This is a genomic window from Gammaproteobacteria bacterium, from assembly GCA_011682695.1.
Classification (GTDB): Bacteria; Actinomycetota; Acidimicrobiia; order Spongiisociales; family UBA4744; genus BMS3Bbin01.
The window spans coordinates 29,759-55,510 of the sequence record JAACED010000027.1; the positions used below are offsets into that span (position 1 = coordinate 29,759).

General features: G+C 62.7%; 23 protein-coding genes. 15 read left to right on the forward strand and 8 right to left on the reverse strand.

All coding sequences use genetic code 11. The features are described 5' to 3' along the window. Positions 1-4: 4 nt before the first annotated feature. The 5 genes from GWP04_07050 to GWP04_07070 are packed head-to-tail and all read right to left on the reverse strand — an operon-like array spanning position 5 to position 4,349. Positions 5-328, reverse strand: a complete 324-nt coding sequence (locus tag GWP04_07050; GenBank protein NIA25312.1) for a hydrogenase maturation nickel metallochaperone HypA — start codon at positions 326-328, stop codon at positions 5-7. Then, positions 321-797 carry a hydrogenase maturation protease gene (locus tag GWP04_07055; GenBank protein ID NIA25313.1) on the reverse strand — a complete coding sequence of 159 codons (477 nt, stop codon included), beginning with the start codon at positions 795-797 and terminating at the stop codon, positions 321-323. Before GWP04_07055 ends, GWP04_07050 begins: the two co-directional genes overlap by 8 nt. Continuing rightward, positions 794-1,507 (reverse strand): Ni/Fe-hydrogenase, b-type cytochrome subunit, encoded by a 714-nt coding sequence (gene cybH, locus GWP04_07060; GenBank protein ID NIA25314.1) that lies wholly within the window; start codon positions 1,505-1,507, stop codon positions 794-796. Before cybH ends, GWP04_07055 begins: the two co-directional genes overlap by 4 nt. Next, complete coding sequence (locus GWP04_07065; protein ID NIA25315.1) at positions 1,504-3,222, reverse strand: hydrogenase 1 large subunit; 1,719 nt, start codon at positions 3,220-3,222, stop codon at positions 1,504-1,506. The genes cybH and GWP04_07065 overlap by 4 nt, the downstream gene beginning before the upstream one ends. After that, a complete protein-coding gene (locus GWP04_07070; GenBank protein NIA25316.1) occupies positions 3,222-4,349 on the reverse strand; it encodes a hydrogenase small subunit in 1,128 nt (375 codons plus the stop codon). Before GWP04_07070 ends, GWP04_07065 begins: the two co-directional genes overlap by 1 nt. A 153-nt stretch (positions 4,350-4,502) precedes the next feature. Between GWP04_07070 and hybE the strand changes: the two genes are divergently transcribed. Beyond that, positions 4,503-4,940 (forward strand): [NiFe]-hydrogenase assembly chaperone HybE, encoded by a 438-nt coding sequence (gene hybE / locus GWP04_07075; protein ID NIA25317.1) that lies wholly within the window; start codon positions 4,503-4,505, stop codon positions 4,938-4,940. A gap of 183 nt (positions 4,941-5,123) precedes the next feature. Here hybE and hypF read toward each other — a convergent pair whose 3' ends face one another. Both hypF and GWP04_07085 read right to left on the reverse strand, forming a co-directional pair. Then, positions 5,124-7,367, reverse strand: coding sequence for a carbamoyltransferase HypF (hypF, locus tag GWP04_07080; GenBank protein NIA25318.1), 2,244 nt, complete (start codon positions 7,365-7,367; stop codon positions 5,124-5,126). A gap of 35 nt (positions 7,368-7,402) precedes the next feature. Then, a complete protein-coding gene (locus GWP04_07085; protein ID NIA25319.1) occupies positions 7,403-8,257 on the reverse strand; it encodes a haloalkane dehalogenase in 855 nt (284 codons plus the stop codon). Positions 8,258-8,762: 505 nt separating this feature from the next. Between GWP04_07085 and ndhC the strand changes: the two genes are divergently transcribed. From ndhC to GWP04_07155, 14 genes are all read left to right on the forward strand, one after another. Then, a complete protein-coding gene (gene ndhC / locus GWP04_07090; GenBank protein NIA25320.1) occupies positions 8,763-9,128 on the forward strand; it encodes an NAD(P)H-quinone oxidoreductase subunit 3 in 366 nt (121 codons plus the stop codon). Between the two features lie 14 nt (positions 9,129-9,142). Then, positions 9,143-9,616 (forward strand): NADH-quinone oxidoreductase subunit B, encoded by a 474-nt coding sequence (locus tag GWP04_07095; GenBank protein NIA25321.1) that lies wholly within the window; start codon positions 9,143-9,145, stop codon positions 9,614-9,616. Beyond that, positions 9,597-10,172, forward strand: a complete 576-nt coding sequence (locus GWP04_07100) for an NADH-quinone oxidoreductase subunit C (protein ID NIA25322.1) — start codon at positions 9,597-9,599, stop codon at positions 10,170-10,172. The genes GWP04_07095 and GWP04_07100 overlap by 20 nt, the downstream gene beginning before the upstream one ends. A 20-nt stretch (positions 10,173-10,192) precedes the next feature. Beyond that, entirely contained in the window at positions 10,193-11,359 is a 1,167-nt protein-coding gene (locus tag GWP04_07105) for an NADH-quinone oxidoreductase subunit D 1 (GenBank protein ID NIA25323.1), read from the forward strand. A 100-nt stretch (positions 11,360-11,459) separates the two neighbouring features. Beyond that, positions 11,460-12,437 carry an NADH-quinone oxidoreductase subunit NuoH gene (gene nuoH / locus GWP04_07110; GenBank protein ID NIA25324.1) on the forward strand — a complete coding sequence of 326 codons (978 nt, stop codon included), beginning with the start codon at positions 11,460-11,462 and terminating at the stop codon, positions 12,435-12,437. 164 nt (positions 12,438-12,601) lie between these two features. Continuing rightward, positions 12,602-13,066 (forward strand): 4Fe-4S dicluster domain-containing protein, encoded by a 465-nt coding sequence (locus GWP04_07115; protein NIA25325.1) that lies wholly within the window; start codon positions 12,602-12,604, stop codon positions 13,064-13,066. Continuing rightward, a complete protein-coding gene (locus GWP04_07120; GenBank protein ID NIA25326.1) occupies positions 13,066-13,617 on the forward strand; it encodes an NADH-quinone oxidoreductase subunit J in 552 nt (183 codons plus the stop codon). Before GWP04_07115 ends, GWP04_07120 begins: the two co-directional genes overlap by 1 nt. A 70-nt stretch (positions 13,618-13,687) precedes the next feature. After that, positions 13,688-13,993 carry an NADH-quinone oxidoreductase subunit NuoK gene (nuoK, locus tag GWP04_07125; protein NIA25327.1) on the forward strand — a complete coding sequence of 102 codons (306 nt, stop codon included), beginning with the start codon at positions 13,688-13,690 and terminating at the stop codon, positions 13,991-13,993. A 4-nt stretch (positions 13,994-13,997) separates the two neighbouring features. After that, positions 13,998-16,007: an NADH-quinone oxidoreductase subunit L gene (gene nuoL, locus GWP04_07130; GenBank protein ID NIA25328.1), complete on the forward strand. Its 2,010-nt coding sequence runs from the start codon at positions 13,998-14,000 to the stop codon at positions 16,005-16,007. A gap of 12 nt (positions 16,008-16,019) precedes the next feature. Further along, a complete protein-coding gene (locus tag GWP04_07135) occupies positions 16,020-17,603 on the forward strand; it encodes an NADH-quinone oxidoreductase subunit M (protein NIA25329.1) in 1,584 nt (527 codons plus the stop codon). 3 nt (positions 17,604-17,606) lie between these two features. Continuing rightward, positions 17,607-19,094 carry an NADH-quinone oxidoreductase subunit NuoN gene (nuoN, locus tag GWP04_07140; protein ID NIA25330.1) on the forward strand — a complete coding sequence of 496 codons (1,488 nt, stop codon included), beginning with the start codon at positions 17,607-17,609 and terminating at the stop codon, positions 19,092-19,094. Positions 19,095-19,168: 74 nt separating this feature from the next. Beyond that, positions 19,169-21,049 (forward strand): 1,4-alpha-glucan branching protein GlgB, encoded by a 1,881-nt coding sequence (gene glgB, locus GWP04_07145; GenBank protein NIA25331.1) that lies wholly within the window; start codon positions 19,169-19,171, stop codon positions 21,047-21,049. A 193-nt stretch (positions 21,050-21,242) separates the two neighbouring features. Then, positions 21,243-22,313, forward strand: coding sequence for a hypothetical protein (locus tag GWP04_07150; protein ID NIA25332.1), 1,071 nt, complete (start codon positions 21,243-21,245; stop codon positions 22,311-22,313). A gap of 158 nt (positions 22,314-22,471) precedes the next feature. Next, positions 22,472-23,053, forward strand: a complete 582-nt coding sequence (locus tag GWP04_07155; protein ID NIA25333.1) for a hypothetical protein — start codon at positions 22,472-22,474, stop codon at positions 23,051-23,053. Positions 23,054-23,169: 116 nt separating this feature from the next. On the opposite strand, the gene GWP04_07160 is transcribed toward GWP04_07155, so the two are convergent. Next, positions 23,170-25,752, reverse strand: a 2,583-nt coding sequence (locus GWP04_07160; protein ID NIA25334.1) for a S8 family serine peptidase, incomplete at its 5' end; no start/stop codon positions are given.

Consider the following 25,752-nt stretch of genomic DNA (forward strand, 5'->3'; position numbering starts at 1 on the left):
GACCTCATGCGGGGCTCCATGATACCAGGGCGACTTCAGGAGCAGCCCGGATGACGAGGCCGTCACGGCCGCACTCGGGGCAGGGGTCGAGCTTCCCTCCTTCGTATTCGATGCCACACGTGAAGCAGCGCATGGTGTCGAGGGCCTTCTCGACGACGAGGTCGGCTGTCTCGGCTGTCGTCCCGATGACTGCGGACAGCCATGCCGTCTTCACAACCAGATGGTCGACATCCGGACCGACGGTAACAACCACTTGCGCGACCCGTCCGCTACCGGCTCGTTCGACGACTTCGGCTACGACACCGGCGATCAGACCTTGCTCATGCATCGACTCCCCATCCTGTCAAGACATCCAACGCCTCTTCGACCATGCCGGCGAGCGCCCCGTCCGCTTCAGGGCTGAGCCCGTATCCGGTCTCGAGGGAGAAAGGGACCATGCCCACGGCCGTCAGGACATCGGGCGCTTTGCCCACCAGGCGCGCAGCAGCGATCGTCTCGCCGATGCCGAACTGATGAGCGGAGAACAACATCTGGACCGGCCGGTCCAGTTCGTTGCCCCGGAGTCGGATGACCGTGCCCGGTGGCCCCTCTGTCGTGATCACCGCATCCAGAATCAGCACGGCGTCGCGCCCTTCCAACTCGGGAAGGAGGGCCATGCCCAGGGTGCCGCCATCGAGTACGTCCACACCGTCCAGCTGCATGGCCTCGATGCGGCGGGCCGCCTGTACGCCGAGTCCTTCATCGGCGAAGAGTTCATTCCCGATTCCAAGAACCAGGATCGGTGCCCGATCGGTCACAGGCGATCGACCGGCAGCCCTTTGTAGCCGGTCAGCATCGATGAGATCACGCCCGACTTCTCTTCGCTGTCGAACAACACGACCGAGCAGACGTGCTGGATGACAAAGGCAATCGTGAGCCACATGATCAGATGGTGGATGAGACGGACCGTCTGGATCGCAAACAGACCGAAGACCCAGCCAGTGGTCGACCACAGCAGCCCCTGAGGGTTGGCCAGTGCGGTCAGGGCAAGGCCGCTGATGATCTGCACGACAAACATGACGAAGACAACCAGGTAGATGACGCCCGCCAAGGGGTTGTGCCCTATCGCCGGCGGCGGTTCCTTCCTGAGGAACAGGTAGTACCGGAGAGTCTTCCACATGTGGACGCGGCGCTCGCGGTGAACAGGCACGAGCTGATCCCAGCGTGACCACCGGTTGCCGATGAACGACCATGTGATCCGGCAAATGATGGCCACACTGAACACCCACGCTGCGACAAGGTGGATGGTGCGTATCAGACCCATCGTGAACCCTGTCTCGCTGCCAACGAGGAGGAAAGGGTTACCGATGTAGTAGCCCGTGCCGGCCAGGAGCAGCACCGTACCGACAACTGTCCAGTGCGCCACGCGTACGGGCAGTTCCCACACCCGGATGGTGACGGCTTCTGAAGCGGGCTCAACCGCCGGGTCTTGGAGCAGTTCCTGGATGTGGGCTTCTCGTGTCTTCATGACACCCGTACCTCCACTACGGAGTTGCCCTCCTTGTCGATCACGTGTGCCGCGCATGCCATGCACGGATCGAAGGAGTGGATGGTCCGCAGAATCTCCAACGGTTGGGTCTCGATTTCCACGGGAGTGCCCACGAGCGCCACCTCGTAGGCACCGGGGTTTCCCTTCGCGTCACGAGGACTTCCGTTCCACGTGGAGGGCACAACGATCTGGTAGTGCTCGATACGTCTGTCCTTGATCGTGATCCAGTGCGACAACGAGCCACGGGGAGCTTCATGCATGCCGAAGCCCTGGGCCGTGTCCGGCCATGTCTTCGGATCCCAGCGCTCACCGTTATGGGTGCGGTGATCTCCGGTCGCGATGCCGGCGATCAGCTGATCGAGCTCTTCCAGGGAGCGTTCTGCCAGAAGCAGTGTCTCCACGCCGCGCGCTGCCGTCCGTCCGAGTGTGCTGAAGAGAGCTTCGGGTCCGACACCGAGTGTGTCCAGGACGGATCCGACGATCTCTTGGACCCGCGCGTGGCCGGAGGCGAACGCGACCAACATCCGTGCCAAAGGACCGACCTCCATGGCGGTGTCGTCGTACCGGGGAGCCTTCAACCAGGAGTACTTCGAGTCGGTGTCGAGGAACTCATAGGGTGGCTCCGGACCGGTGAAGTCGGGCACCGTCTCTCCGTTGAACGGTTTGAGGGGTGTGTCATCACCGGATGAGTACGAGTACCAGGAGTGTGATACATACTCGGCGATCCTGGTTGGATCCAGCGGGTGGACCTGGGAGAGGTCCCCGTCGAGGATCACGCCTCGCGGCAAGTACAGCGTATCCGGCTCCATTGCCGGATTGTTGGTCCCGGTGGGGAAGTCGCCGAAGGACATGTAGTTGCCGAGCCCTCGGCCAATGGAAGCCCAGTCCTTGTAGAACGACGCAATCGCGAGCAGGTCGGGGATGTATGCCTGCTGGACGAAGGCAAGCCCCCGTTGGAGCAGCTTGCGCAGCTCGGCGAGCAAACCTGCGTTGATCGCCGTGGCCGAGTCGGGATCGATGGGCGTTGCCATTCCGCCCACCAGGTAGGTTTGAAGGTGGGGGTTCTTGCCTCCAAGCAGGGCATGGATGCGGATGTAGTCTCGTTGGAACTCGAGCGCGTCGAGATAGTGACTGACCGCCATCAGGTTCGCTTCAGGAGGAAGCTTGTAGGCGGGATGGCCCCAGTACCCTCCGGCGAAAGGACCGAGCTGTCCTCCTTCGACGAATGCGGCGAGTCTGTTCTTGACTTGTCGGAACACACTCGCACTCGAACGGGGATAGTCGGAGATGGAACCGGCCAGCTCCGCCGTCGCCTGAGGGTCTGCCTCCAATGCCGATACGATATCCACCCAGTCGAGGGCGTGCAGGTGGTAGAAGTGCACGACGTGGTCCTGGACGAACTGGCTGAGGGTGATCAGGTTCCTGATCCTCTGGGCGTTGGGTGGAGGGACGATCTCGAGGGCGTTCTCGACCGCACGGACCGACGCCAGCGCATGAACGGTCGTGCACACACCACAGATTCGCTGGGTGAAGTACCAGGCATCCCGAGGATCGCGGCCTTTGAGAATCGTCTCGATGCCACGCCACATCGTCGCGGAGGACCAGGCTTGCGTGATTGCACCGTCGGCAACCTCTGCTTCGATGCGGAGGTGTCCTTCGATGCGAGTGATCGGATCGACCACGATTGTTGCCATCATTCACTCCCGTCCGTCTCGTCTTCAATGGAGTCTGGAGCAGGACCTTCCGAGCCGCGGCTCGTTCGTCTCTGGACCGCTTTGGCGACTCCGTGGGCGCCGAAGCCGACGGCGGTGGCTGCAGCGACCGCGAGGCCGATCTTGTCGGCGGTGGCCTCCACGCCGAAACCGGTGACTTGGGGAAGCCGTGCATAGAAGTCGGTCATGGTGTCCCAGAAGTCGGGTTCAGAGCATCCGACGCATCCATGCCCTGCACCAACCGGCCAGTTCGTTGCGCCGTTCCAGCGGACAATGGGGCAGTTGTGGAACGTGGAGGGGCCTTTACAGCCCATCTTGTAGAGGCACCAGCCGTTCTTATGCCCTGTGTCATCCCAATCGAGGACGAACTGCCCTGCATCGAAGTGAGCTCGGCGTTCGCAGTCGTCGTGTATCCGGGACCCGTATGCGAAGAGAGGCCTGCCCTTCGAGTCGGTAGTCGGGAGAGCGCCGAACGTGAGGAAATGCACGAGTGTGGCGGTGATGTTGTCCGCATTCGCCGGACAGCCCGGCAGATTGATGATCGGGACTCCGCTCACTACCGAGGGCACACCGACGGCATGCGTGGGGTTGGGGGCGGCCTTGGGGAGCCCGCCATAGCTGGAACACGTACCGACGTTGATGATTGCTGCGGCGCCTTTTGCCGCCTCCTGCAGAATCTGGACGGCGGTTCTACCACCGATGGTGCAGTAGATGCCGCCATCGGCCGTCGGTACCGACCCTTCGACCACGACGATGTAGCCGCCTTTGGCGATCTGGGCAGCCAAGACCGACTCCGCCTGATGTCCGGCTGCGGCCATGATCGTCTCGTGATAGTCGATGGAGAGCAGGTCGAGGATGAGATCGCCGACTTCCGGATTGCGCGAACGGAGAAACGACTCGGTGTTCCCTGCACAGTCCTGGAATTCGAGCCAGATGATCGACGGCTTCTCCACCGATTCGAGCGCTCGAGCGACACGCTCGGTGAAGTGCGCCGGGAGTGCAAGCACGGCAGTCAACGTCGCGCAATACTTGAGGAATGTTCGGCGGTCGACGCCGAACTGCGCTAGACGGTCACCCAATGCCCTGTCGCGCGTCTTCGTGGCCGGCATGGTTCCTCCCCTCCCTTCCGGCGTGCAAACCGCCGGTCATCGAACCTCAGCTGCCGGACCCTGAGTTACAGGGCCGTAGCCTCATAACCAGAGCCACTGAAACCTAATATAGCGGGCGGATGACCAGCACATCGGCTGAAGTACACTCAAGATATGGTGGATGTTGCACCACTCGTCGGCTCGGTCCAGGCAACGTTCGAGGGGATCCATGAGCGGGTGTTTTCGGATGACCCTGCAACGAACTCGAGCCTTCACGTCGAGGTGGTCGAGGCAGTCGAGGTCGAAGGCGTCGGCACACTCATCCTCATTGCTCCATGGACGCTCATCGGTATGTTGTTTGCGGGCGAGGAGAACTATCCGACCGAGCTCACCATCGCTTCGAAGACGTATACGGTCCTGACCAACAGCATCGACGGGCTGGGTACCTATGGTGCCGTCAACCTCGTTAGAGACATCTTGGCGTTCGAAACGCAGGAGCAGGCTCGGATGGCGGCGCGTTCTCTGGCGGAGCCGTTTAGCGTTGCCGTGCGGAGAGCCTACGAATCGGCGGCGGCACCAGACCCGGACCGGCGGAGGTTTCTCGGTCTCTAGTGCCTCGACAGACAACCTTTGCGGCGTTCTCCGCCTCGACACACCGCAGCGGGTGCGCCTTCGCTGTGCGGCCTTGCGAGCGACTTCCCTGACTCGGCATCGACACCGCGAACGTTGCCTGCCAAGGCACCTGAAAGTGCTGCCGTTCGACGCTCTTCCCAGAGATGTCCGGGCCTGCCCGGCCTAGCCGTCGCGGAGGGACGCCGTCGCGACGGCTATTTGTCCGAGGCTGATCCCGCCGTCGTTCGGTGGCACGAGGCGGTGTACCAGTACGTCGTATCCTGCGTCATGAAGCACGTCTGTCGTCCGTTGGGTGAGCAGCCGGTTCTGGAAGCATCCGCCGGTGAGGGCGACCCTGGGGGTGTCGACGTGCTGTGCCACCCCGACGATCGACGCTGCCAACGCATTGTGGAAACGTGCGGCGATCACGCCGGTAGCAGTCCCTCGCGTGAGGTCATCGATGATCGCATCGAGCAACGGGCCCCAGTCGAGGACCGTTCCTTCCATTCGGGGGTATGCATCGTCGATCGTCGGATCCACGGCAAACTCGAGTGCCATCGCCGCTTGTCCCTCGAAGGAGACACGTTGGTGGAGATCGAGCAGCGACGCGACGCCGTCGAAGAGACGCCCGACGCTCGATGTCTGGGGGGCACGAAATCCCGTCTGCAGCATGCGACTCAGAGGGAGCAGCTCCGCGTCCGTGAATGCCCGGCGCACCTCGGGGAGTTCAAGGGCGTCCTCGCCGAGCTGCTCCCAGAGCAACGCCAGCGCAACTCGTCTTGGCTCTGCGACGGCTGCGTCGCCACCAGGAAGCTTGAACGTTCTCAGGTGGGCCACGCGATCGAACCTCGAAGCGTCACCGAAGAGGAACTCCCCGCCCCAGACGGTTCCGTCGCTCCCGTGGCCGGTCCCGTCCCAGGTGACTCCGAGTGCCGGTCCGTCGGTCTGGTTCTCCGCAAGGCAGGAGGCCAGATGGGCATGGTGGTGTTGGACGGTGACCAGTCGATCGGTCAGGTTCGAAGAGTGAGCCCATCGCGTCGAAACGTAGTCAGGGTGTAGGTCGTGCGCGATCGCCTCCGGAGTGACGTCGTAGATTCGGAGGAAGTCGATGATGACCTTTTCGAATGCCTCCTGCGCTTCCGGTGTCTCGAGGTCCCCGATGTGCTGACCGACGAAGGCTTTTCCGTCGATCGCCAACGCGACCGTGTTCTTCAAGTGTGCGCCTACTGCGAGAATCGGGGGAGTGGGATGCGAGAGTGGGACCGGCATGGGAGCGTAGCCGCGGGCCCTCCTCAACAGACTCGGGTGGCCATTAACGACCCAGGCCACGCTGTCGTCGACGTGCCGTTGGATTGGGCGATCGTGGACGAGGAAGCAGTCGGCGATATGGCCGAGACGCTCGATCGCGTCTGCCGAACTCGTGCAAATCGGCTCGTCGGCCAGATTCCCACTCGTCGCGACGACCGGGAAGTCGACGCTGTCGAGCAGCAGATGATGCAGCGGTGTGTACGGCAGCATCACGCCCAGGGTCGGGTTCCCCGGTGCCACGTTTTCGGCTACGGGTGCCCCCGGTTCGCGGCGCAGCAGAACGATTGGTGCCTCAGGCGAGGTGAGTAACGCCTCCGAAACTCGATCGGTCTCGACGAGCGTCCGGACCTGATCGAGGTCACGAGCCATCAGCGCAAGTGGTTTGTCGGGCCGGGGTTTGCGGTTACGCAGTGTCGAGATCGCTCGTGCGCTACCGGCGTCGGCCATCAGGTGGAATCCTCCGAGGCCTTTCACTGCGATGATCTCGCCGGCGTTGAGTGCCGCCACGGCGCCGGCCAGTGCCTCATCGCTGCGTGCCGTGGGAAGGAATCGGTTGTCGGCAGGTTCCCACAGCTCGAGTTGCGGCCCGCAGCCCGGACAGGCGTTCGGCTGGGCATGGAAACGACGGTTTGTGGGGTCTTCGTACTCTGTGCGGCATCGGTCGCACATGGTGAATCCGGCCATGGTCGTATTCGGTCGGTCGTACGGCAGGTCGGCGATGATGCTGAACCGGGGCCCGCAGTTCGTGCAGTTGGTGAACGGGTAGCGGAAACGGCGATCCTGGGGATCGAAGACATCGTTCATGCAAGCTGCACACGCGGCGACGTCCGGAAGGATCGAGACCGTCTTGGCTCCGTGGTAGTCACTGGCCCTGATGTGGAAGTGCTGTTCGCCGAGAGGCTCGGTCTCGACGCTGCGTATCGACTCGATGTGCGCGAGCGGGGGGTGCTCTACCGGTAGGCGATCCATGAATAGGGTGATCGCCTGCTCCGGTCCTTCCACCTCGATGAGCACCCCCCGAGTGTCGTTGACCACCCATCCGGCGAGGTCCTCCTCGGCTGCGAGGCGGTAGACGTAGGGACGGAAACCCACGCCTTGGACCGCTCCGCATATTTCGATGCGAACTCTCACGTTCTTGTGACGTTTCGGTGCAACTATCCAATCCTATGGACGAAACGGGCGATCGCCTCACCGATCTCGTGGGGTGAGTCCTCCTGGACGAAGTGCAGACCCTTTACGGTCACCTCTTCCTGGTTCGGCCACTTTCTGCAGAACTCCCTTTGCGGGCCGGTGAGGATGATGCCGGGGTCGGTGTTGATGAACAACTTGGGGACAGGCGACGACGACAGCCATTCCGAATAGCGAGAAACGATCTGGTGCATATCGGCGGGTTCCCCGTTGATGGGGATCTCACGCGGCCAGGTCAGCGTCGGTCGACGGTCCTCTCCAGGATTCAGATAGGGCCGGCGATACTCGCTCATCTCCTCATCGGTGAGCGGGCGCATGATCGATGCCGGCAGTATCTGTTCCACGAAGACGTTCTTGTCGAGGATGATCGTTTCACCGGCAGGAGATCGCATCGCCTGGAACATCGGCCTGGCCGTTTCAGGCCACTCCTCCCATGTGACGGGACGCACGATGGACTCCATGTACGCGATGCCTTTGACGGCCGAACGGTGTCGCTCAGCCCAGTCGAAGCCGAGCCCGGAACCCCAGTCGTGGAGCACGAGGATCACACGATCTTGGACCTCGAGGGCGTCCAGGAAGGCTTCGAGATAGGCCGCATGCTCCGCGAAGCGGTACTCCGAGCCGGGGATCTTGTCCGAATCACCCATGCCGATCAGATCGGGGGCGATGCAGCGCCCGTGGCTCTCGAGGTGGGGGATGACGTTGCGCCACAGGTATGACGAGGTCGGGTTGCCGTGCAGGAACACGATCGGGTCGCCTTCACCGACCTCGATGTAGGCCATCGTGTGACCGAGTATCTCTATCTGCTTCTTGTCGTACATGCAGAACTCCTCATCGTTATCGTTCAAGTGAGTGATTCCGTTCAAGATAGCGAGTCACCCCGAGGTGCACCACGGAATCTCCGGGCTTCGCCGCACCCCTCCCGTCTCCCCACACGCGGTCACAAAGGGAGAAACGGGCCGCCGTGCCCGCCCCGTGGTCTTGTATCGCTGCCGGGTCGTGGTACGAAGTACGAAATACGAGGTAGGTGGGTACGCGCACAGCCGCCGATCTACGCACCGGCATCACTCGGCAGGCTTTTGGAGCCCGCTGAGTAGTGCATGGCACGGATCTCGACGACTGTGCATCGCCGCTTGCTGCGTTCTCCGCCTCGACGCACCGCGGAGGGTGCGCCTTCGTTGTGCGGCCTTGCGAGCGACGCTCACAGCCGCCGATCTACGCACCGGCATCACTCGGCAGGCTCCTGGTTCGGAGGGCCTGGCTCTGATTCCTATACTGCGTCCTCGACGGGGCGATGTGCCCCTTTGTGGCGAGAAGGGTAGGGCGTTGAGCGCTTACTTTCAGGACTACGTGAGTGTTGCCGCCTTTATCGGGTTGGGCGTTGTCCTCGTGCTTCTTTTCCTCGGCATTGCCGCCGTTCTTCGGCCTGCCAACCCGCATGCAGCGAAGTTGCTGACCTACGAATGCGGAGTCGACCCTGTTGGTGAAGACTGGAGCCAGAGCCAGGTTCGCTACTACATCTACGCTTTGCTGTTTCTCGTATTCGATGTCGAAGCGGTCTTCATCTTCCCGTGGGCGATCATCCTCGAGAGGCTTGGCATGTTCGGTCTTGTCGAGATGCTCATCTTCATCGGCGTGTTGACGATCGGCCTCGTGTACGCGATCCGCAAAGGGGTTCTCAAGTGGGTGTGATCGAGAAGTTCGGCATGCCGAAGCCGGTCTCGTGGTTGCTCAATTGGAGCCGCAAGTACTCGCTGTGGATGTTCAATTTCGGTCTTGCGTGTTGTGCAATCGAGATGATGGCTGCCGCGGCGCCACGCTATGACATCATGCGGTTCGGTGTGATCCCGTTTCCCGCTTCTCCACGGCAGGCCGACCTGATGATCGTGGCGGGAACGCTCACCGACAAGATGGCCCCCTCGTTGCGCCGCCTCTACGAACAGATGCCCGACCCCAAGTACGTCATCTCGATGGGATCCTGTGCGAACAGCGGTGGCCCCTACTGGGATTCTTATTCGGTCACCAAGGGCGTCGACCAGATCATCCCCGTCGACGTATACGTCCCCGGGTGTCCTCCCCGTCCCGAGGCACTGCTCGAAGGTGTTGTCTTGTTGCAGCAGAAGATCCAGGGAGAAGACATGCAGGAGAAGTGGAGGGAGCATGAGCAACGGCCCGTCTGAAGCTCAGACTCCCCACGAAGTCCTCTTCGCCTACGCGGAACACGTGTACGACGTTCTCGGTTTCGCCGATCCGGTGGCGGTGCGCCATCGCACGGTCAAGGCACATGTCAAAGCAGACCGCTGGGTGGAAGCGCTCCGAAAGGCGCGGAACGATCTCGGACTCGTCTTCTTCTCGTGGTTGTCGGCGATCGACTGGTCCAATGAGGTACAGGTTGGGGACGCGCCCGCCGGTCACGTGGTGGAGCGTTTCGAGATCCTCGCAATTGTCGCCGACATCACCGAAGGGCACTGGGTGACCTTCACGACCGACGTTTCGAAAGACGACCCCCACATCGAGAGTCTCGTGTCCGTGTACAGGGGCGCCAACTGGCACGAGCGTGAAGCGTTCGAGATGTTCGGCATCGAGTTCATCGGTCACCCGAACCTGCGCAAGATCTACCTGCCGGAGGGGTTCGAGGGCAACCCGATGCGCAAGTCCTTTCCGCTGTTGAGCCGTGAACTGCGCCCGTGGCCCGGATCCGTCGACGTCGAACCGATGCCGGAGGCGACATCGTGACCGTCGACCATCGCGCCATGATGCACCTTGCCGAAGCGGCAGTGTCGCTCGAACTCGAAACCCCCGAGATGACACTGAACATCGGTCCGCAGCACCCTTCGACGCATGGCGTGCTCCGCCTCAAGGCCCGGATCGACGGAGAGCGCATCGTCGATGTGCAACCCGTCGTCGGGTACATGCACCGAGGGTATGAAAAACTCGCGGAGGTGCGCACCTACCCTCAGATCATCGCGTTGCTGAACCGGATCGATTGGGTGTCCGGGTTTGCCAACGAGATCCCCTTCGTGGTCGCAGCGGAGCGCCTGATGGAGGTCGAGCCACCGCCGCGGGCCCAGTACATCAGGCTCATCCTGACCGAGATGGCGCGTATCGGATCGCACTTCTTGTTCATGGCGTCCTACCCACTGGAGTTGGGCGCCGCTTCCCCGTTCTTCTTCGCGTTCCGTGAACGCGAGCGAGTCCTCGACCTCCTCGAATCGGTGACCGGAGGGCGGTTCCACCCGAACTTCAACCGGATCGGCGGTGTCAAGCCCGTGGCCGGTTCCGGTGCCACCCAGAGGAAGGTAGTGCAGGACCTCCCGAAGGGCTTTTACGCGGAGACCCAGGAGGCGATGGCGAAAGTCCTCGCCGTCTGCGACGAGCTGCACGACCTGATTGTGGGCAATGAGATCCTATTCGCCCGGACGAAGGGCATCGGAGTGATGAGTGCCGAACTCGCCGCCGCCTACGGGGTCTCGGGTCCGAACCTGCGTGCATCGGGTGTGGAGTTCGACCTTCGCAAGACCGAGGATTACCTGCCGTATGACGACTTCGATTTCTGGGTGCCGACCGGCGAAGCGGGGGACTGTTATGACCGCTACATCATGCGGCTCCACGAGATCCGGGTGTCGGCCAAGCTCATTCTCGAGGCCATCGACGGGATCCCGGAAGGGGCGATCATCGCCAAGGTGCCGAAGGTGATCAAGCTTCCCAAGGGCGAGATCTATGTGCGGGCCGAGAACCCGAAGGGCGAGATGGGCTACTACCTGGTCTCCGAGGGTGGCACGGGTCCGTACCGGTTCAAGGTGCGCACCGCCTCGTTCTCGAACGTATCGGTGCTTCCGGAGTTGCTCGAAGGGGTGCTGGTCCCCGACCTCATCGCCATCTTCGGCAGCTTCGACTTCGTATTGGGAGACGTGGATCGATGAGCCAGTTCTCAGTCATCAGTTTTCAGTCTTCAGTTCCCTGCACCGTGCCGGGCGACTGTCGACTGATGACTGTTGACTTCGGCCCGCCGGAGGTGAGCCGGTGAGTTTCGGACTCGAACTCATCATCAAGATGGTGGTGATCTTCGCGATCGTGCCGACGACGGCGCTCGTCGTCGGATACGCCGAGCTGAAACTGTCTGCGCACATGCAGTCGCGGGTCGGCCCCTACTACGCAGGGGGCCGATGGGGGTGGGCGCAACTCATCGCCGACGGCGTGAAATTCCTCCAAAAGGAGGACATCATTCCCGACAACGCCGACCGTCCGGTGTTCTCACTCGCGCCGATCCTCGTGATGATCTCGACCGTTGCCGTGTTCCTGATCATCCCCTTCGGTTCGAGTGCTCACGCCATCGGCCGTGACGTCGACCTGGGCATCTTCTACGCCTTGGCGATTTCCTCGGTCGGAACGCTCGGGATACTGATGGCCGGGTGGTCTTCGGGAAACAAGTATTCGCTGATCGGCGGGCTGCGGGCCGGTGGCCAGCTGATCGCATATGAGCTGCCGATAGTGCTTGCCGTCGTGGGCGTCATCATCCAGGCGGGCACCATGTCGATGCAGGGCATCGTCGAAGCTCAGATTGCCCAGGGATGGCCGTTCGTGTTGACCCAGTTCGTGGGCTTCTTCCTGTTCCTGCTGGCGGCTCTCGCCGAGATGAACCGCACCCCATTTGATATGCCGATCGCCGAGTCGGAGTTGGTGACCGGATACCTCACCGAGTATTCGGGGTTCCGGTTCTTGTTCTTCTTCCTCGCCGAGTACGCCAGCATCTTCGCCTACTCGGCGATCGCTGCGACTCTCTTCCTCGGTGGCTGGGGCTTCTGGGGCGTAACGGGCCCGTTGGCCGGCGCGGTCATCGTGGTCGCCAAGACCCTGGCGCTCTCATTCGTGGTCATCTGGTTCCGCTGGACGTTCCCGCGCTTTCGGGAGGATCAACTGCAGGCGCTCGCATGGAAGTGGCTGGTCCCGTTGGCGCTTGCCAACATCGCCGTCACGGCAGTCTTCAAGGTGGTGTTCTGAGTGCACCGACTCGCAAGCGTCGCCCACGTTTCGCCGGCCATCGACGTCGGATGCTTCATCCTCGTCCTCGAAGCACCGCGCCGGGTGCGTCTTCGTCCTGCGTCCTTGCCTTCGACACCGATGACTCGGCGCTACACGCACGCTACTCACGAGACGGAGCACTAATGGCGCTCTACACCGGCAAGGGACTACTCAAGGGCCTGTGGGTGACCTTCAGCACGATGTTCACAAAGCCCGTGACGGTCATGTACCCGGACGAGAAGGAAGTCCCGGTGACCAGAGCGCGCGGCGTGATCGCTCTCGACGAGGACGCGTGCACGGTCTGCATGCTGTGCGCGCGCAGTTGCCCCGACTGGTGCATCTACATCGAAGGGCACAAAGAGGAGAAGCCACCGAGCAAACCGGGTGGCCGCCCGCGCAGCCGCGCGGTACTCGACCGCTTCGACATCGACTACGCACTCTGTATGTACTGCGGTATCTGTGTCGAGGTATGTCCCTTCGACGCCCTGTTCTGGAGTCCGGAGTACGAATACAGCGAGTACGAGATGCAGTCGCTGCTGCACGACCAGGCCAAGTTGGGCGAGTGGCTCACAACGGTGCCGGAGCCACCGGCATTGGAGGAGAAGTAATGGACGGCTGGTTCGCGGAGGCTTCCAACTGGTGGTTCCTCGTTTTGGCGGTGTTCATCGCAGTCTCCGCCCTGCGAGTCGTGACGTCGACCAATGTCGTGCACGCGGCGCTATTCCTCGTCGCCGCACTCGCCGGCACGGCAGGGCTGTTCCTCGTGCTTGGCGCACAGTTCGTTGCATGGGTGCTCGTGCTCGTCTACATCGGCGCCGTGATCGTGCTCTTCCTGTTCGGGATCATGATCACCAGGGCTCCGACCGGTCCGAAGGTCGAAGTCGACAACCCTCACAAGGGTTTCGCCGCCACGGCAGCCGTCCTGACGTTTGCCGTAATGGTGTTCTCGTCCGTCTCGGCGTTCGGGGACGAGATGGTGAGCAAGGTCGGCACCGGGACCCCAACGGACCTCATCGGTCACCAGTTGATGAGCCGATTCGTTCTCCCCTTCGAGATCGTCTCGTTCGTCCTGTTGGCAGCGCTCATCGGAGGGATCACGCTCGCCCGGCCCGACGAGCCACCCGTGGATGAGGAAGCCGACGAAGGGAAGACGGCATGAGACGCCCGATGTCCTCCGAGTATCAGGTACCGACTACCGGGGTCTGCGGCCTCCCGAAGGGAAGACGCCAATGACCCTCGTCCAGTACCTCATCCTTGGCGCCCTGATGTTCTCGCTCGGTGTATACGGCCTGTTGATCCGTCGTAATGCCGTCATGGTCCTGCTGGCGATCGAGTTGATGCTCAACGCCGTCAATCTCAACCTCATCGCCTTCGAAGCCGCGTTGCGTACCGCGTTCGCCGGAGGCCAGGTGTTCGCCATATTCGTGATCACCGTGGCTGCCGCCGAGGTCGGCATCGGTCTCGCCATCGTGCTGCTCATCTTCCGGAACCGACGTTCTGCGAACGTCGACGAGCTCGACTTGATGAGGTGGTAGCGCCGTGATACCGCAGATCCTTGCCTCGGAAGAGATTGTCCACGCAACCACCGGCGGGTGGCTCGCACAGTGGGCGTGGCTGATCGTCGTCGTTCCGTTCCTCGCCATGCTGGTGATCATCTTCTTCGGCAAGCGGATGCCCCGCGAAGGCGGTGAGATTGCCGTCGCCGCGATGGGATTCGTGTTCGTGTACGCCACGGTGCTGTTGATCCTCAACATCACCCAGGGGGTGATCTACGAACACAGCATCCAGGTGGCACAGATCGGCAGCATCACCATCGAGTGGGGATGGGTCGTCGATGGGCTCTCGACGATGATGTACTTCGTCGTCGGGACTCTCTCGTTCCTGGTCTTCACGTACGCCCTCGGGTACATGAAGGGCGACGTGCGTGTGACATGGTTCTTCGCGGCGTTCACGTTCTTTGCCGGGTCGATGCTCGTGCTCGTGTCGGCTCCGAACCTGATCCAGTTGATCGTCGGATGGGAGGGCGTCGGGATCGCCTCCTATCTGCTGATCGGTCATTACTGGGAGCAGAAAGAGAACTCCTCGGCCGGTATGAAGGCCTTCTACACGAACAAGATCGCCGACATCGGCCTGATCATCGGGGCGATCATCCTCGGGACTGCCGTCGGCTCGTTCCGCTATTCGAACATCCTCGATGCCGCTGCGGCGAACGCTGCCGTCCTGCAACCGGTTGCGGTGCTCGGTGGTGTCCTGTTGTTCATCGGGGCGATGGGCAAGAGCGCCCAGTTCCCGTTCCACGTCTGGCTGCCGGACGCGATGGCCGGCCCCACACCCGTGTCGTCACTGATGCATGCGGCCACGATGGTGACCGCCGGCGTGTACCTCGTCGCCCGGATGTATCCGCTGTATGCCGGCATGGCTGCGGACATGAGGATCCTGATCGTCGTGATCGGCACGATCACCCTGCTCGTCGCAGGGCTGCTGGCGATCGTCCAGGACGATCTGAAACGCGTCCTCGCCTATTCGACGGTGAGCCAGCTGGGCTATATGGTCGCGGCGCTCGGCGCCGGCGGGTACACCGCCGGGCTGTTCCACCTGTGGACCCACGCTTTCTTCAAGGGCCTGTTGTTCCTCACCGCAGGGTCGGTGATCCACGCGGTCCACTCCAACAACATGAGTGACATGGGAGGTCTGCGCAAGAAGATGCCGGTGACCTTCTGGTCGTTCACTTCGGCCACGCTCGCCCTGGTGGCCATCATCCCGTTCGCCGGGTTCTTCTCCAAGGACGAGATCTTGGCGACGCTCGGTCACAACGGGTATGTGTGGGCCATGTGGGTGGGGATCCTGGGGGCGTTCATCACCGCCTTCTACATGGGGCGCGCCATGTTCCTCACGTTCTTCGGCACGTACAAAGGCCACGCTCACGTGCACGAATCCCCCGCGGTCATGGCCGTTCCCATGGCAATCTTGGGGGTTGGGGCGCTCGTGGCAGGATGGGTGAACATCCCCGGCATCTATGAGGGGTTTCACGAGTGGGTGGGCGTACGAGCCGTCAGCTTCCCCTCATATGCTTCGGAGGGGTTCGATGTGCCGGTGATGCTCACCGGCCTGGGTTTCGCGCTGGCGGGTCTGATCGCCGCCTACTTCTTCTACTACCGGGACGCAGACACCCAGGTCGCGCGAGATCGGGTACGAATCCCGGTGCTGTGGCCACTCCTGGAGCACAAGTACTACCTCGACGACTTGTACCTGGCGACGCTGGTCAACCCGATCAAGGGACCGATCGCCAGGGCTGTGGACTGGAGCAACTCGTACATCATCGACGGGATCGTCAATGGCGCGGGTGTTGTCGCGCGCCTGACCGCCCGCTTCGTGTACGGGGACCTCGACCAGAAGGGCATCGACCTTGCGGTGAACACCGCAGCGATCGTCACCGGCTCGGCGGGCGAGCAGGTACGACGGTTGCAGACAGGGAAGGTGCAGCAGTACGCCGCCATGACGCTTGTCGGAGCGGCGCTACTGGTGATCGCAATCGTGATATTCACCTAGGAGGACGGACAGATGGCATGGTTCGATAACGGATGGGGCTTGAGCCTGATCGTGTTCTTGCCGCTGGCAGGAGCACTGGCGGTGATGCTCACCTCGAAAAAGAACCTGGCCGCTGTCAAGGGGCTCGGGTTGACGTTCACTGCACTGCCCGTCGTGCTTGCCGTAGTGATGATCGCCCGCTTCAACTACGGCGCAGGATCCGCTTTCCAATTTGGTACCGATCTTCCGTGGATCGTCTCGATCAATGCCCGCTACCACATCGGTGTCGACGGAATCTCGTTGCCGATGCTGGTCCTGTCGGTCGTGCTCACGATGCTGGCGGTCATCTACACGTTCAATCATTGGCCGGAGCCGCACAACCCGAAGGCATTCATGGCCCTGATCCTGATCCTGGGCACGGCGATGAACGGTACGTTCGTGGCTCTCGACCTGGTGCTGTTCTTCGTGTTCTTCGAGCTGGTCCTCCTCCCGATGTATTTCATGATCGGGATCTGGGGGGACAAGACCAAGATGAAGGTCCCAGGATTCAAGATCGAGGCGGAGACGCGTCTCTACGCCGCGATCAAGTTCTTTGTGTTCACCCTGTTCGGCTCTGCGTTCATGCTGCTGGGCTTCCTGGCGCTGTACTACCGCTCCGGGAACTACCTGGACTTTCGCACGTTCGACATCCCGACGCTGATCGGCCTCGGCTCGGCTGGTGCGTTCACCGGTATGTTCGCGTTCCTCGTCTTCGGGGCGTTGTTCCTCGGGTTTGCGGTGAAAGTGCCGATGTGGCCGTTGCACACGTGGCTTCCGGATGCCCACACGGCAGCACCGACGGTCGGTTCCGTGCTGCTGGCGGGGATCATGCTGAAACTCGGCTCGTACGGGTTCATCCGGATCAGCCTGCCGATTCTTCCCCAGGAGGCGCGGCACTGGGCGCCGGCCATCGCGATCCTGGCGGTGATCGGGATCATCTACGGTGCGCTTGCCTGTCTGGCCCAGTCGGACATGAAACGGCTGATCGCTTTCTCGTCGGTTGGTCACATGGGATTCGTCATGCTGGGCATTTCGACCCTCACGGTGGTGGGCATCAACGCGGCCGTGATCGGGATGGTCGCCCACGGGCTGATCACGGGTCTTCTGTTCTTCGTGGCAGGGTCGATGGCGCACCGCTATCACACACGAGACATGGCTCGACTGGGCGGCAACCAGAAGCTCATGCCGAAGATGGGCGCCATCCTCGGCTTCGCCGCAATCGCCTCGCTGGGCCTGCCCGGCCTTGCAGGGTTCTGGGGCGAGTTCATGTCGCTGGTCGGTTCGTACAGTCCGGCGGCAGGCTTGAGCCTGGGCGTCTTCCGTACCGCGATGGTGCTCGGTGCGATCGGCACGGTGCTGACGGCCGGGTACATGCTGTGGATGCTGCAACGGGTGAATCTCGGTGAGCCGAGTACCGAATGGGAAGGCCATGCACTGTTCGACACCGATCTGTACGAGCTGAGCGCGTGGGTGCCGCTCATGGTGTTCATCGTGGCCATCGGGGTGTTCCCCCGGTTGGTGTTCGGGGCGACCAACGGCGCCGTTGTTGCGCTGGTGACCAGGGCGTTTGGGGGCTGACGAGTGATCGACTACCTGGCACTGTCGCCCGAGATCATCATTGCGGCCACCGCCGTGGTGGTGCTCCTCGCCGACCTGTGGCTGTCGAGAGAACGTAAATTCTGGGCTGCCATCATCGCGGTGGCCGGAACCACGTTCGCGGCGGTGCCGCTGGTGGTGATGGCACTGTCCCCGGTCGGTGACAGGGTTCTGTTCGACGGTAGCTACGTTGTCGACCCGTTTGCCCTCGTGATGAAGGGACTGTTCCTGATCGCTGGGTACGTCGTGGTGCTGATGTCGTTCTCGTACGTCGAGTCGGACGGCTATTACGAAGGCGAGTACTACTTCCTGCTGTTGCTGTCGATCCTCGGTTCGCTGGTCCTTGCATCCGGCCGGGACCTGATCAGTCTGTTCATCGGGATCGAACTGGTGGCGACACCCATGTACGTGCTCTCCGGGTTCCGTAAGCATGATCTGAAGTCGAACGAGGCCGCCCTGAAGTACTACCTGCTCGGAGTCCTCGCGTCCGCGTTGCTGCTCTACGGGTCCTCATTCGTATATGGCCTCACCGGGGCACTCACATACGATCGGATCGCCGCCGCTGCCGGTGGTCTCGTGCATGAGCCGGCCTTCATCATGGCGGTGCTGTTCATTCTCGCCGGGATCGGCTTCAAGGTGTCGGCCGTGCCGTTCCATTTCTGGGCGCCCGACACCTATGAGGGCGCTCCTATCCCGATCGCCGCCTACCTGTCGGTGAGCTCGAAGGCGGCAGGTTTCGTCGCGCTGATGGCGGTCGTTTACCGGGCGTTTGGACCGGCCTCGGCGGTGTGGGCGCCGATGATATGGGTGATGGCGGCGCTCTCGATGACGCTCGCCAACTTGTCGGCACTGAAACAGAACAACATCGTCCGGCTGCTCGCGTATTCATCGATCTCCCACGCAGGGTTCATGCTGGTCCCGTTCGTGGTCGCTCCCTACGTGGGACCGGAAGGTCTCGGAAACGCCGTGGCCGCCACCGTGACCTATCTGGTGATCTACGCGTTCATGAACCTGGGCGCCTTCGCCCTCGTGATCGCCGGCTCCCGCAAGGCCGGGTCGGGTGATGTCGACGGGTGGGCCGGGATGGCCACCTACGCTCCCGGCCTCGCCTTTCTCGGCGCCGTGCTCTTCTTCGGCCTGGCGGGGATTCCACCGCTCGCCGGGTGGTTCGCCAAGTTTGTGATGTTCCGGGTGGCGTTGACCGCCGGGAGCGGCTGGGCGGTTTCCCTTGCGGTGATCGCGGCGCTCAACTCGGTGGTGGCGGTCTACTACTACGCACGGGTCGTGAAGGCGATGTGGATGGACCCGGTTCCGGCGACGGTTCCCGAGATCGAGATCCGGGAGCGTCCGACTCCGATGGCGCTGAGCCTGGCGCTCGGGATCACCGCCGCGGTGGTGTTGATCACAGGCGCGGTCCCGGGCATCGTGACGTTCTTCTCGGACGCGACGAAGGTCTTGGTCGGCGGCTTCTAATCTCCGTTCTCGTGACGTCCGACCGGGACTATTCCTGCCAAGCGTCACGAGAAGGGGAAGCCTAGGCTGGCGGCATGAGCGCCAAACCAGAAGATCTGACTGCCGACGATCTCTACCTGTTCAACGAGGGATCCCACACCCGTCTGTACGAGAAGATGGGCGCGCATCTGGTCGACGGCGGCTGCCGTTTCGCGGTGTGGGCTCCCGACGCGGGCCATGTGTCGGTGGTGGGCGACTTCAACGACTACGACGAATCGGCCAACCCGCTGGAACCCTTGGGAGCGTCGGGCATCTGGGCCGGCTTCGTGCCGGGTGTCAAGAAGGGCCAAACGTACAAGTACGTGGTGCGCAATCGTGACACCGGGAACGAGGTGTACAAGGCGGACCCGTACGCGATCTACGCGGAGGTCCCACCCCGGTCCGCATCGGTCGTGTGGGATCTCGACTACGAGTGGGGGGATGACGATTGGATGGCCTCACGTGGCGATCACAACCGTCCCGACGATCCAATCGCCATCTACGAGGTGCATCTCGGGTCCTGGCGCAAGGGAGAGGACGGCCACACGCTCAGCTACCGGGAGGTTGCCCCGCTGCTCGCCGAGTACGTGCGGGAACTCGAGTTCACTCATGTCGAGTTCCTTCCGGTGATGGAGCATCCATTCGGCGGCTCGTGGGGCTATCAGACCACCGGCTACTTCTCGCCGACGTCACGTTTCGGGACGCCGCAGGACTTCATGTTCCTCGTCGAAACGCTCCACCAGGCCGGTATCGGGGTGATCCTGGACTGGGTGCCTTCACACTTCGCCACCGATGAGCACGGACTTGGCCTTTTCGACGGCACCCATCTGTACGAGCACGCCGATCCCCGCCAGGGCTTCCATCCCGACTGGGGTAGCTACGTGTTCAACTATGGACGGAAGGAAGTGTGCTCGTTCTTGCTCTCGTCTGCGCTGTTCTGGCTCGACCGCTACCACATCGACGGCATCAGGGTCGATGCAGTCGCCTCGATGCTCTACCTCGACTATTCACGCGAAGATGGCGAGTGGATACCGAACCGGTACGGCGGCAACGAGAACCTCGAGGCGATCGACTTCCTGCGTCGTTTCAACGAGGAGGTGTACGGGGCGTACCCGGACGTCCAAACGTACGCCGAGGAGTCGACCGCCTGGCCGATGGTGTCTCGCCCCACCTACCTGGGCGGTCTCGGGTTCGGGTTCAAGTGGGACATGGGCTGGATGCACGACACGCTCGCCTACCTTTCGATGGATCCGATCTACCGCCGCTTCCATCACAACGAATTGACCTTCCGGGGCCTGTACGCTTTCACCGAGAGCTACGTCCTGCCGCTGTCGCACGACGAGGTCGTGCACGGCAAGGGGTCACTGATCGGGAAGATGCCGGGTGACAACTGGCGCAAGTTCGCCAACCTGCGCCTGCTGTTCGCCTCGATGTTCGGCCAGCCCGGCAAGAAGCTGCTGTTCATGGGCGGGGAGATCGCCCAGTGGTCCGAGTGGGATCACGACGGGAGCGTGGAATGGAGCCTGTTGGAGGGGGAGTCCCACCGCGGGGTGCACAGTCTCGTGGCCGACCTGGCTCACCTGTACCGCGAGGAAGCGGCGTTGCATCGCATGGACTGCGACCCGGCGGGGTTCGAGTGGGTCGAGGCGAACGATCCGGGATCGAGTGTCCTGGCCTATCTTCGCAAAGGCGCCGGTGACCTGATGCTGGTCGTGATCAACTACACGCCGGTGCCTCGCTACAACTACCGCGTGGGAGTACCGCGAAATGGTGTGTGGACGGAGATCCTCAACAGCGATGCAATCGATTACGGCGGTTCGGGTATGGGCAACTTGGGGGGAATCGAGGCCCACGATTCCGGCTCGCACGGTAGGCCGTACTCGGTGAACGTCACCGTGCCGCCCCTCGGTGCCGTATTCCTGAAGAATGTTGGGTGATGTCCGTGCGAGGAGGACAGCCACTCGACGTGTGCGCACATGATCGGATATTCCTTTGTCCGGAGAAGCGCGACCTCGTTGCGTGCGGCGAGTACGTGCACGACGTTGCATGGTTTGATCGGTCGTGATAACTGATTCTGGGCGCCGGCGGTTGCAGGATCAGCTGATCGGACGGATCCGTCGGGATGGCCCGATGCCTTTTGAAGAGTTTCAACGGATCGCCCTGTACGACCCGGAGGACGGGTTCTTCGGCTCCGGAAAGCTGCGGTCGACGAAGGAAGGGGACTTCCTGACGTCACCCGAGGTCAGCCCTCTGTTCGGCGAGACGCTGGCCAAGTTCGTGGACCAGTTCTTATCTTCCCCCTCAGGAGGAAGTGGCCGCGGCGAGGAACGAGCCGGGGTCGATGGGGGTGGAGCAGAGGTCGGTGGGCGCGTGCCCACCCTCGTTGAGGTCGGCTCCGGCTCGGGTTCCCTCCTGAGGCCGCTTCTCGTCGCGCTCGAGCACTCGGTCGATGCATGGGTGGTGGAGGCTTCCCCGGCGGCTCGGGCAGCCCTGGCCGAGATGCTTCCCGCCGACCGGGTCGTCTCCTCGCTCGATGAGGTAGCGGCGCCATTCTCGGGTGTCGTCCTTGCCAACGAACTGCTCGACAATCTGCCGGTTGCCGTCGCCGTTCGTACCGGCATCGGCTGGGAGGAGCGTTGGGTCGGTATCGAGGACGGCCACTTGGTGCTGGTCCCGCACCCGGCTCGTCCGGAAGTCGCTGCTTGGGCGAATCGGTTCGGCCTGCCCTGTCCGGAGGGCGGGCGTGTCGAGGTGCAGCTTGCCGCAGCCGACTGGATGCGTCGTGCCCTGGATGTGCTCGCGCGCGGAGCAGTCGTGGTGATCGACTACGGGGAGAAGGCCGAGCATCTCGAACACCGCAGGCTCGAAGGCACGCTACGCACCTACCGGGCGCATCATCTTGGTCCACATCCGCCGGCGGTGCCAGGAGAGACCGACATTACGAACGATGTGAATTTCAGCTCACTTTGCGCCGTTGCCGAAGCGGCAGGAGCGTCGGTCGAGCTGCACCGGCAGGATGAGTTTCTGGAGTCCCTCGGTCTGGCCGAACGGATTCGTGAGCTACGCGAGCAGGAACTGGCGCTCGCTCGCGATGGCGACCCCATGGAACGCTTGAAGGCGCGGTCCGACCGGACGAACGCCGAGACGCTGTTGCATCCTCGTGGTCTGGGGGACTTCCGGGTGTTGATCGCCCGCAAGTGACATGTTGTCTCAGGTTGTTCAGCGACTCTGCCGGACGTGACGATCCGTTGCTACGGTGTGCTCGTCCCGCAGAGGTTGACTTCGAAGCCGGGTACGCATTGGGAACCGTTGCACCGGTCGGGATCGTCGAAGTGATGGTCCGTCAGGAGACGAGAACAATGAGATCGATCACACCTGTCGTCGTCGTTACCGTGTTGTTGTCGGCATGTGGTGTGTCCACCCCGGAGCCTGTGGCAACTCCCGTGGCGCCCCCGACGGCGACAACGGCACCTGCGAGTACGACGACTGTGGAGCCGGTGGCAGGCGGAGCAGGTTCCACCACGACCACGGAGCCTGCAGTGGCACCGACCGTGACCTCCGAGGAGGCCGTTCCTGTCACTACCGTGACGACCCTGCCTCCCGAACGCATCGGAGAACCGATTGGCACAGCGGTCCCGTCGTGGTTCGTAGCCGACGCCATCGTGCCCGTCTCGCTGGAAGCGGCGGCACGGACGCGTTTGGCAACCGACCTCAACGTGTCCGAGGCCGAAGTGGCCTACCTGGGGGCGATGTTGGTGCAGTGGCCGAACTCGGCGTTGGGATGTCCGGAGAAGGGGATGGTGTACCTGCAGGTGATCACCGACGGGTATCTCATGTACTTCCAGGTGGGGCAGAACACCTATTCGGTCCACACCGATACGAACGGCAACTTCGTGGTGTGCTCGCTTCCCGGTGACCCCCAGATCGTCGCTTCCCAATAGCGGTCGTTTCTTTTTCCAGAGAAGCCTGCGGAGCTGAAATGGGGAGTGGCCCGACAACGTGGAGGGGCGCCGGCTCGACCGGCGCCCCTCCCGCTCATCATATGGTCATGAAGGGATCAGCGTCTCCAGTGGTCGTTGTCCCTGCCCATGTCCATCCTGCCCGTCTCGCAGTTGTCTCCGAGCTCGACGATCTTGACCTGGTTCTCTTCCTCGTTGTTGGGGAAGAACCACACCATCGTTCCGGAGGCGGGCGTCAGATCCACCGTGGTCTCTCCACCCGGCAGCAGGCCGAACGAACCGTCACTCGGCACCACCTCGTTTGCGAGGTCGATGCTCCCGATCTGGACGTCGACGGAGCCGGCCCGTCCGAACACCACCATCTGGTAGTCGAAGGTGGTGTCATCGGGCGCCAGGAAGCCGAACGGCTCGTCGTACGGCCATCCCCGCCCGACGGTCCGATCGGTCGTGAGCATCATCACCCGGTCGTTGTAGTCGGCGTCCACGTACCATTCGAGGAAACCGCCCCCGTGGACCAGGTCGAACAGCGCCGTGACAACCTGGCCGGTGGGATCACCGCCAAAGAAGAACCCGAGGTCGGCTGCCACGAGGACGTAGTCATAGGACCCGTCCTGGTTGGTGTCGAGGTAGATGTCCACCTCACCTTCCGACGGGGCACTCCACGCCTTGTCCATGGACACGCCGAACTGTACGACATCGTACGGACCGAACACGTTCGTGCGATACCCGGTGGCATCGATGGCGAACGGCGTCTTGTCGAGCAGCAGCCCGCCTTGCTCCGCCAGGGTGAACCCCTCGGCGAACCCGATCGTCTGCGAGTCGTTCGTGATGGTGATCGAGTCGCTGCCGGCCCCATGCACGTTGAACTTCGCCGCAGGATCGATCACTGCCAGGTACCCGACCCGAATCTCTTCGGTGCCACTGGTGAGGGTGAGCCACCCGTCCACCTCGGTCTGCGAGTAGAAGCCGAAGTCGGCCGGCATCGCTGCGGGATCGAGGGTGATCTCTACTTCGATCCTCCTCGTCTTCCCCGGTCTGACCCTCACCGAACTCGGTGCCGACACTGTGACGCCGGAAACCGTCTGGTTGGGCGTCACGGTGATCGAGTAGGTCTTGGTGGCATTACCGAAGTTGGTGATCGTCACCTTCTCTGTCTTCCTGTCGCGTCTGGTCGGATCCAGGTACCCGAACGACACACCGCCGGGCATCGCCATCGAACCCAGGCCGAGCGTCCGATCGGCTCGCACCACGCCGACGCCTTGGCGGGTCAGTGGATAGGCGGCACCGCCTTCGTCATGACCGACAACGGTGCCGTTCTGGATCAGTGCCTTCACCTGCGCCGGCGACCAGTCTGGGTGCTGCTGCACCACCAGGGCCGCCAGGCCTGCCACGTGGGGCGAGGCCATCGAAGTGCCGCTGTACGTCACTCCGAGCGTGCCGGTGCCGACGGCGGCGGACCTGATCCCGAACCCGGGAGCCGCCACGTCGGGCTTGAACAGGTTGGTGACGCCGGGGCCCCGAGACGTGAACGAAGCCAGCGTGTCGGCCAGTTCCGGTCGCGGCAGGATGTATGTGGCGCTCAGGGTCACATTGACCGGTGTCCCTAAATCAAGGGCTTCCTTGAGCGCGGCTCCATCGATGTCGCTGATCATCACCCCCGGGATGGTGATCCCGGCGCTGTTTCCACCCATCACGGCGGGAAGGCCGGGTCTGTTGTTGACCACGATCACGGCGACTGCTCCCGCCGCTTGGGCGTTGAGGATCTTTGTCGAGAACCAGCACGTTCCCCGCTCGATCAACGCGATCTTGCCATCGATCTCTGTCGCATTGATCAACGACCCGCACCCGTCGTACGGATCTGCTGCCGCGACGTCGGCCGTGACATCTCCGGTAACAGACAGCGGCTTGGTGATCGCTCCTTCGACGGCGCCCTTGAAGCCGGCCAGCGACGACGGGCTGTTCACCTTGATCGCCGACATGACATACCCGTCGTCGAACGATGCCGCCACCGAGATGGCGCCGGGGGCTACGGCCGGAGCGCCGGTCACGTAGGGAATGTCACCCTCGTTACCGGCCGATGCCACGACCACGACGCCGAGACGAGATGCGTTCTTGGAGGCGATGGCCGATGGGTCGTTGGGCGAGCCGAACGGCGCGCCGAGGCTCATGTTGATGACGTCCACGTGGTCGTCGATCGAGCCGTCCTGGTTCGGGTCGAGCGCCCGGTCGATGGCGAGCGACGTCAGGTTGGTGCTTCCCGCCTGATCGCCGAACACCTTGTAGGCATAGATGAGCGCCTCCGGCGCCACGCCCGGACCGATCTCGAACGTGTTGGCTGCGTAGGCATCCGGACCGTAGGGACCTGTGAAGGTGGTCCCGTTGGACAGCACGCCTTCGCCGGCCGCCGAACCGGCGACATGGGTGCCGTGGCCGTGAACGTCGAGGGGGTCGGGGTCGGGAGTCGGAGTCGCCGGACCCAGGTATCCACTGGCGTCGTAGGACGTCCCGGCGAAGTCATATCCGCCGATTACCTTGGCGGTCGGGAAGCTTCCGAGCTCGATGACCGCCGGGTCGTTGTCCGCGTATGCTGCCGCTCCGAGCCCGCCGAAGTCCTTGTGGTCGTAGTCGACACCGGTGTCGATCACCGCCACGGTGACGCCGTCGCCGGTGAGCGACAGATT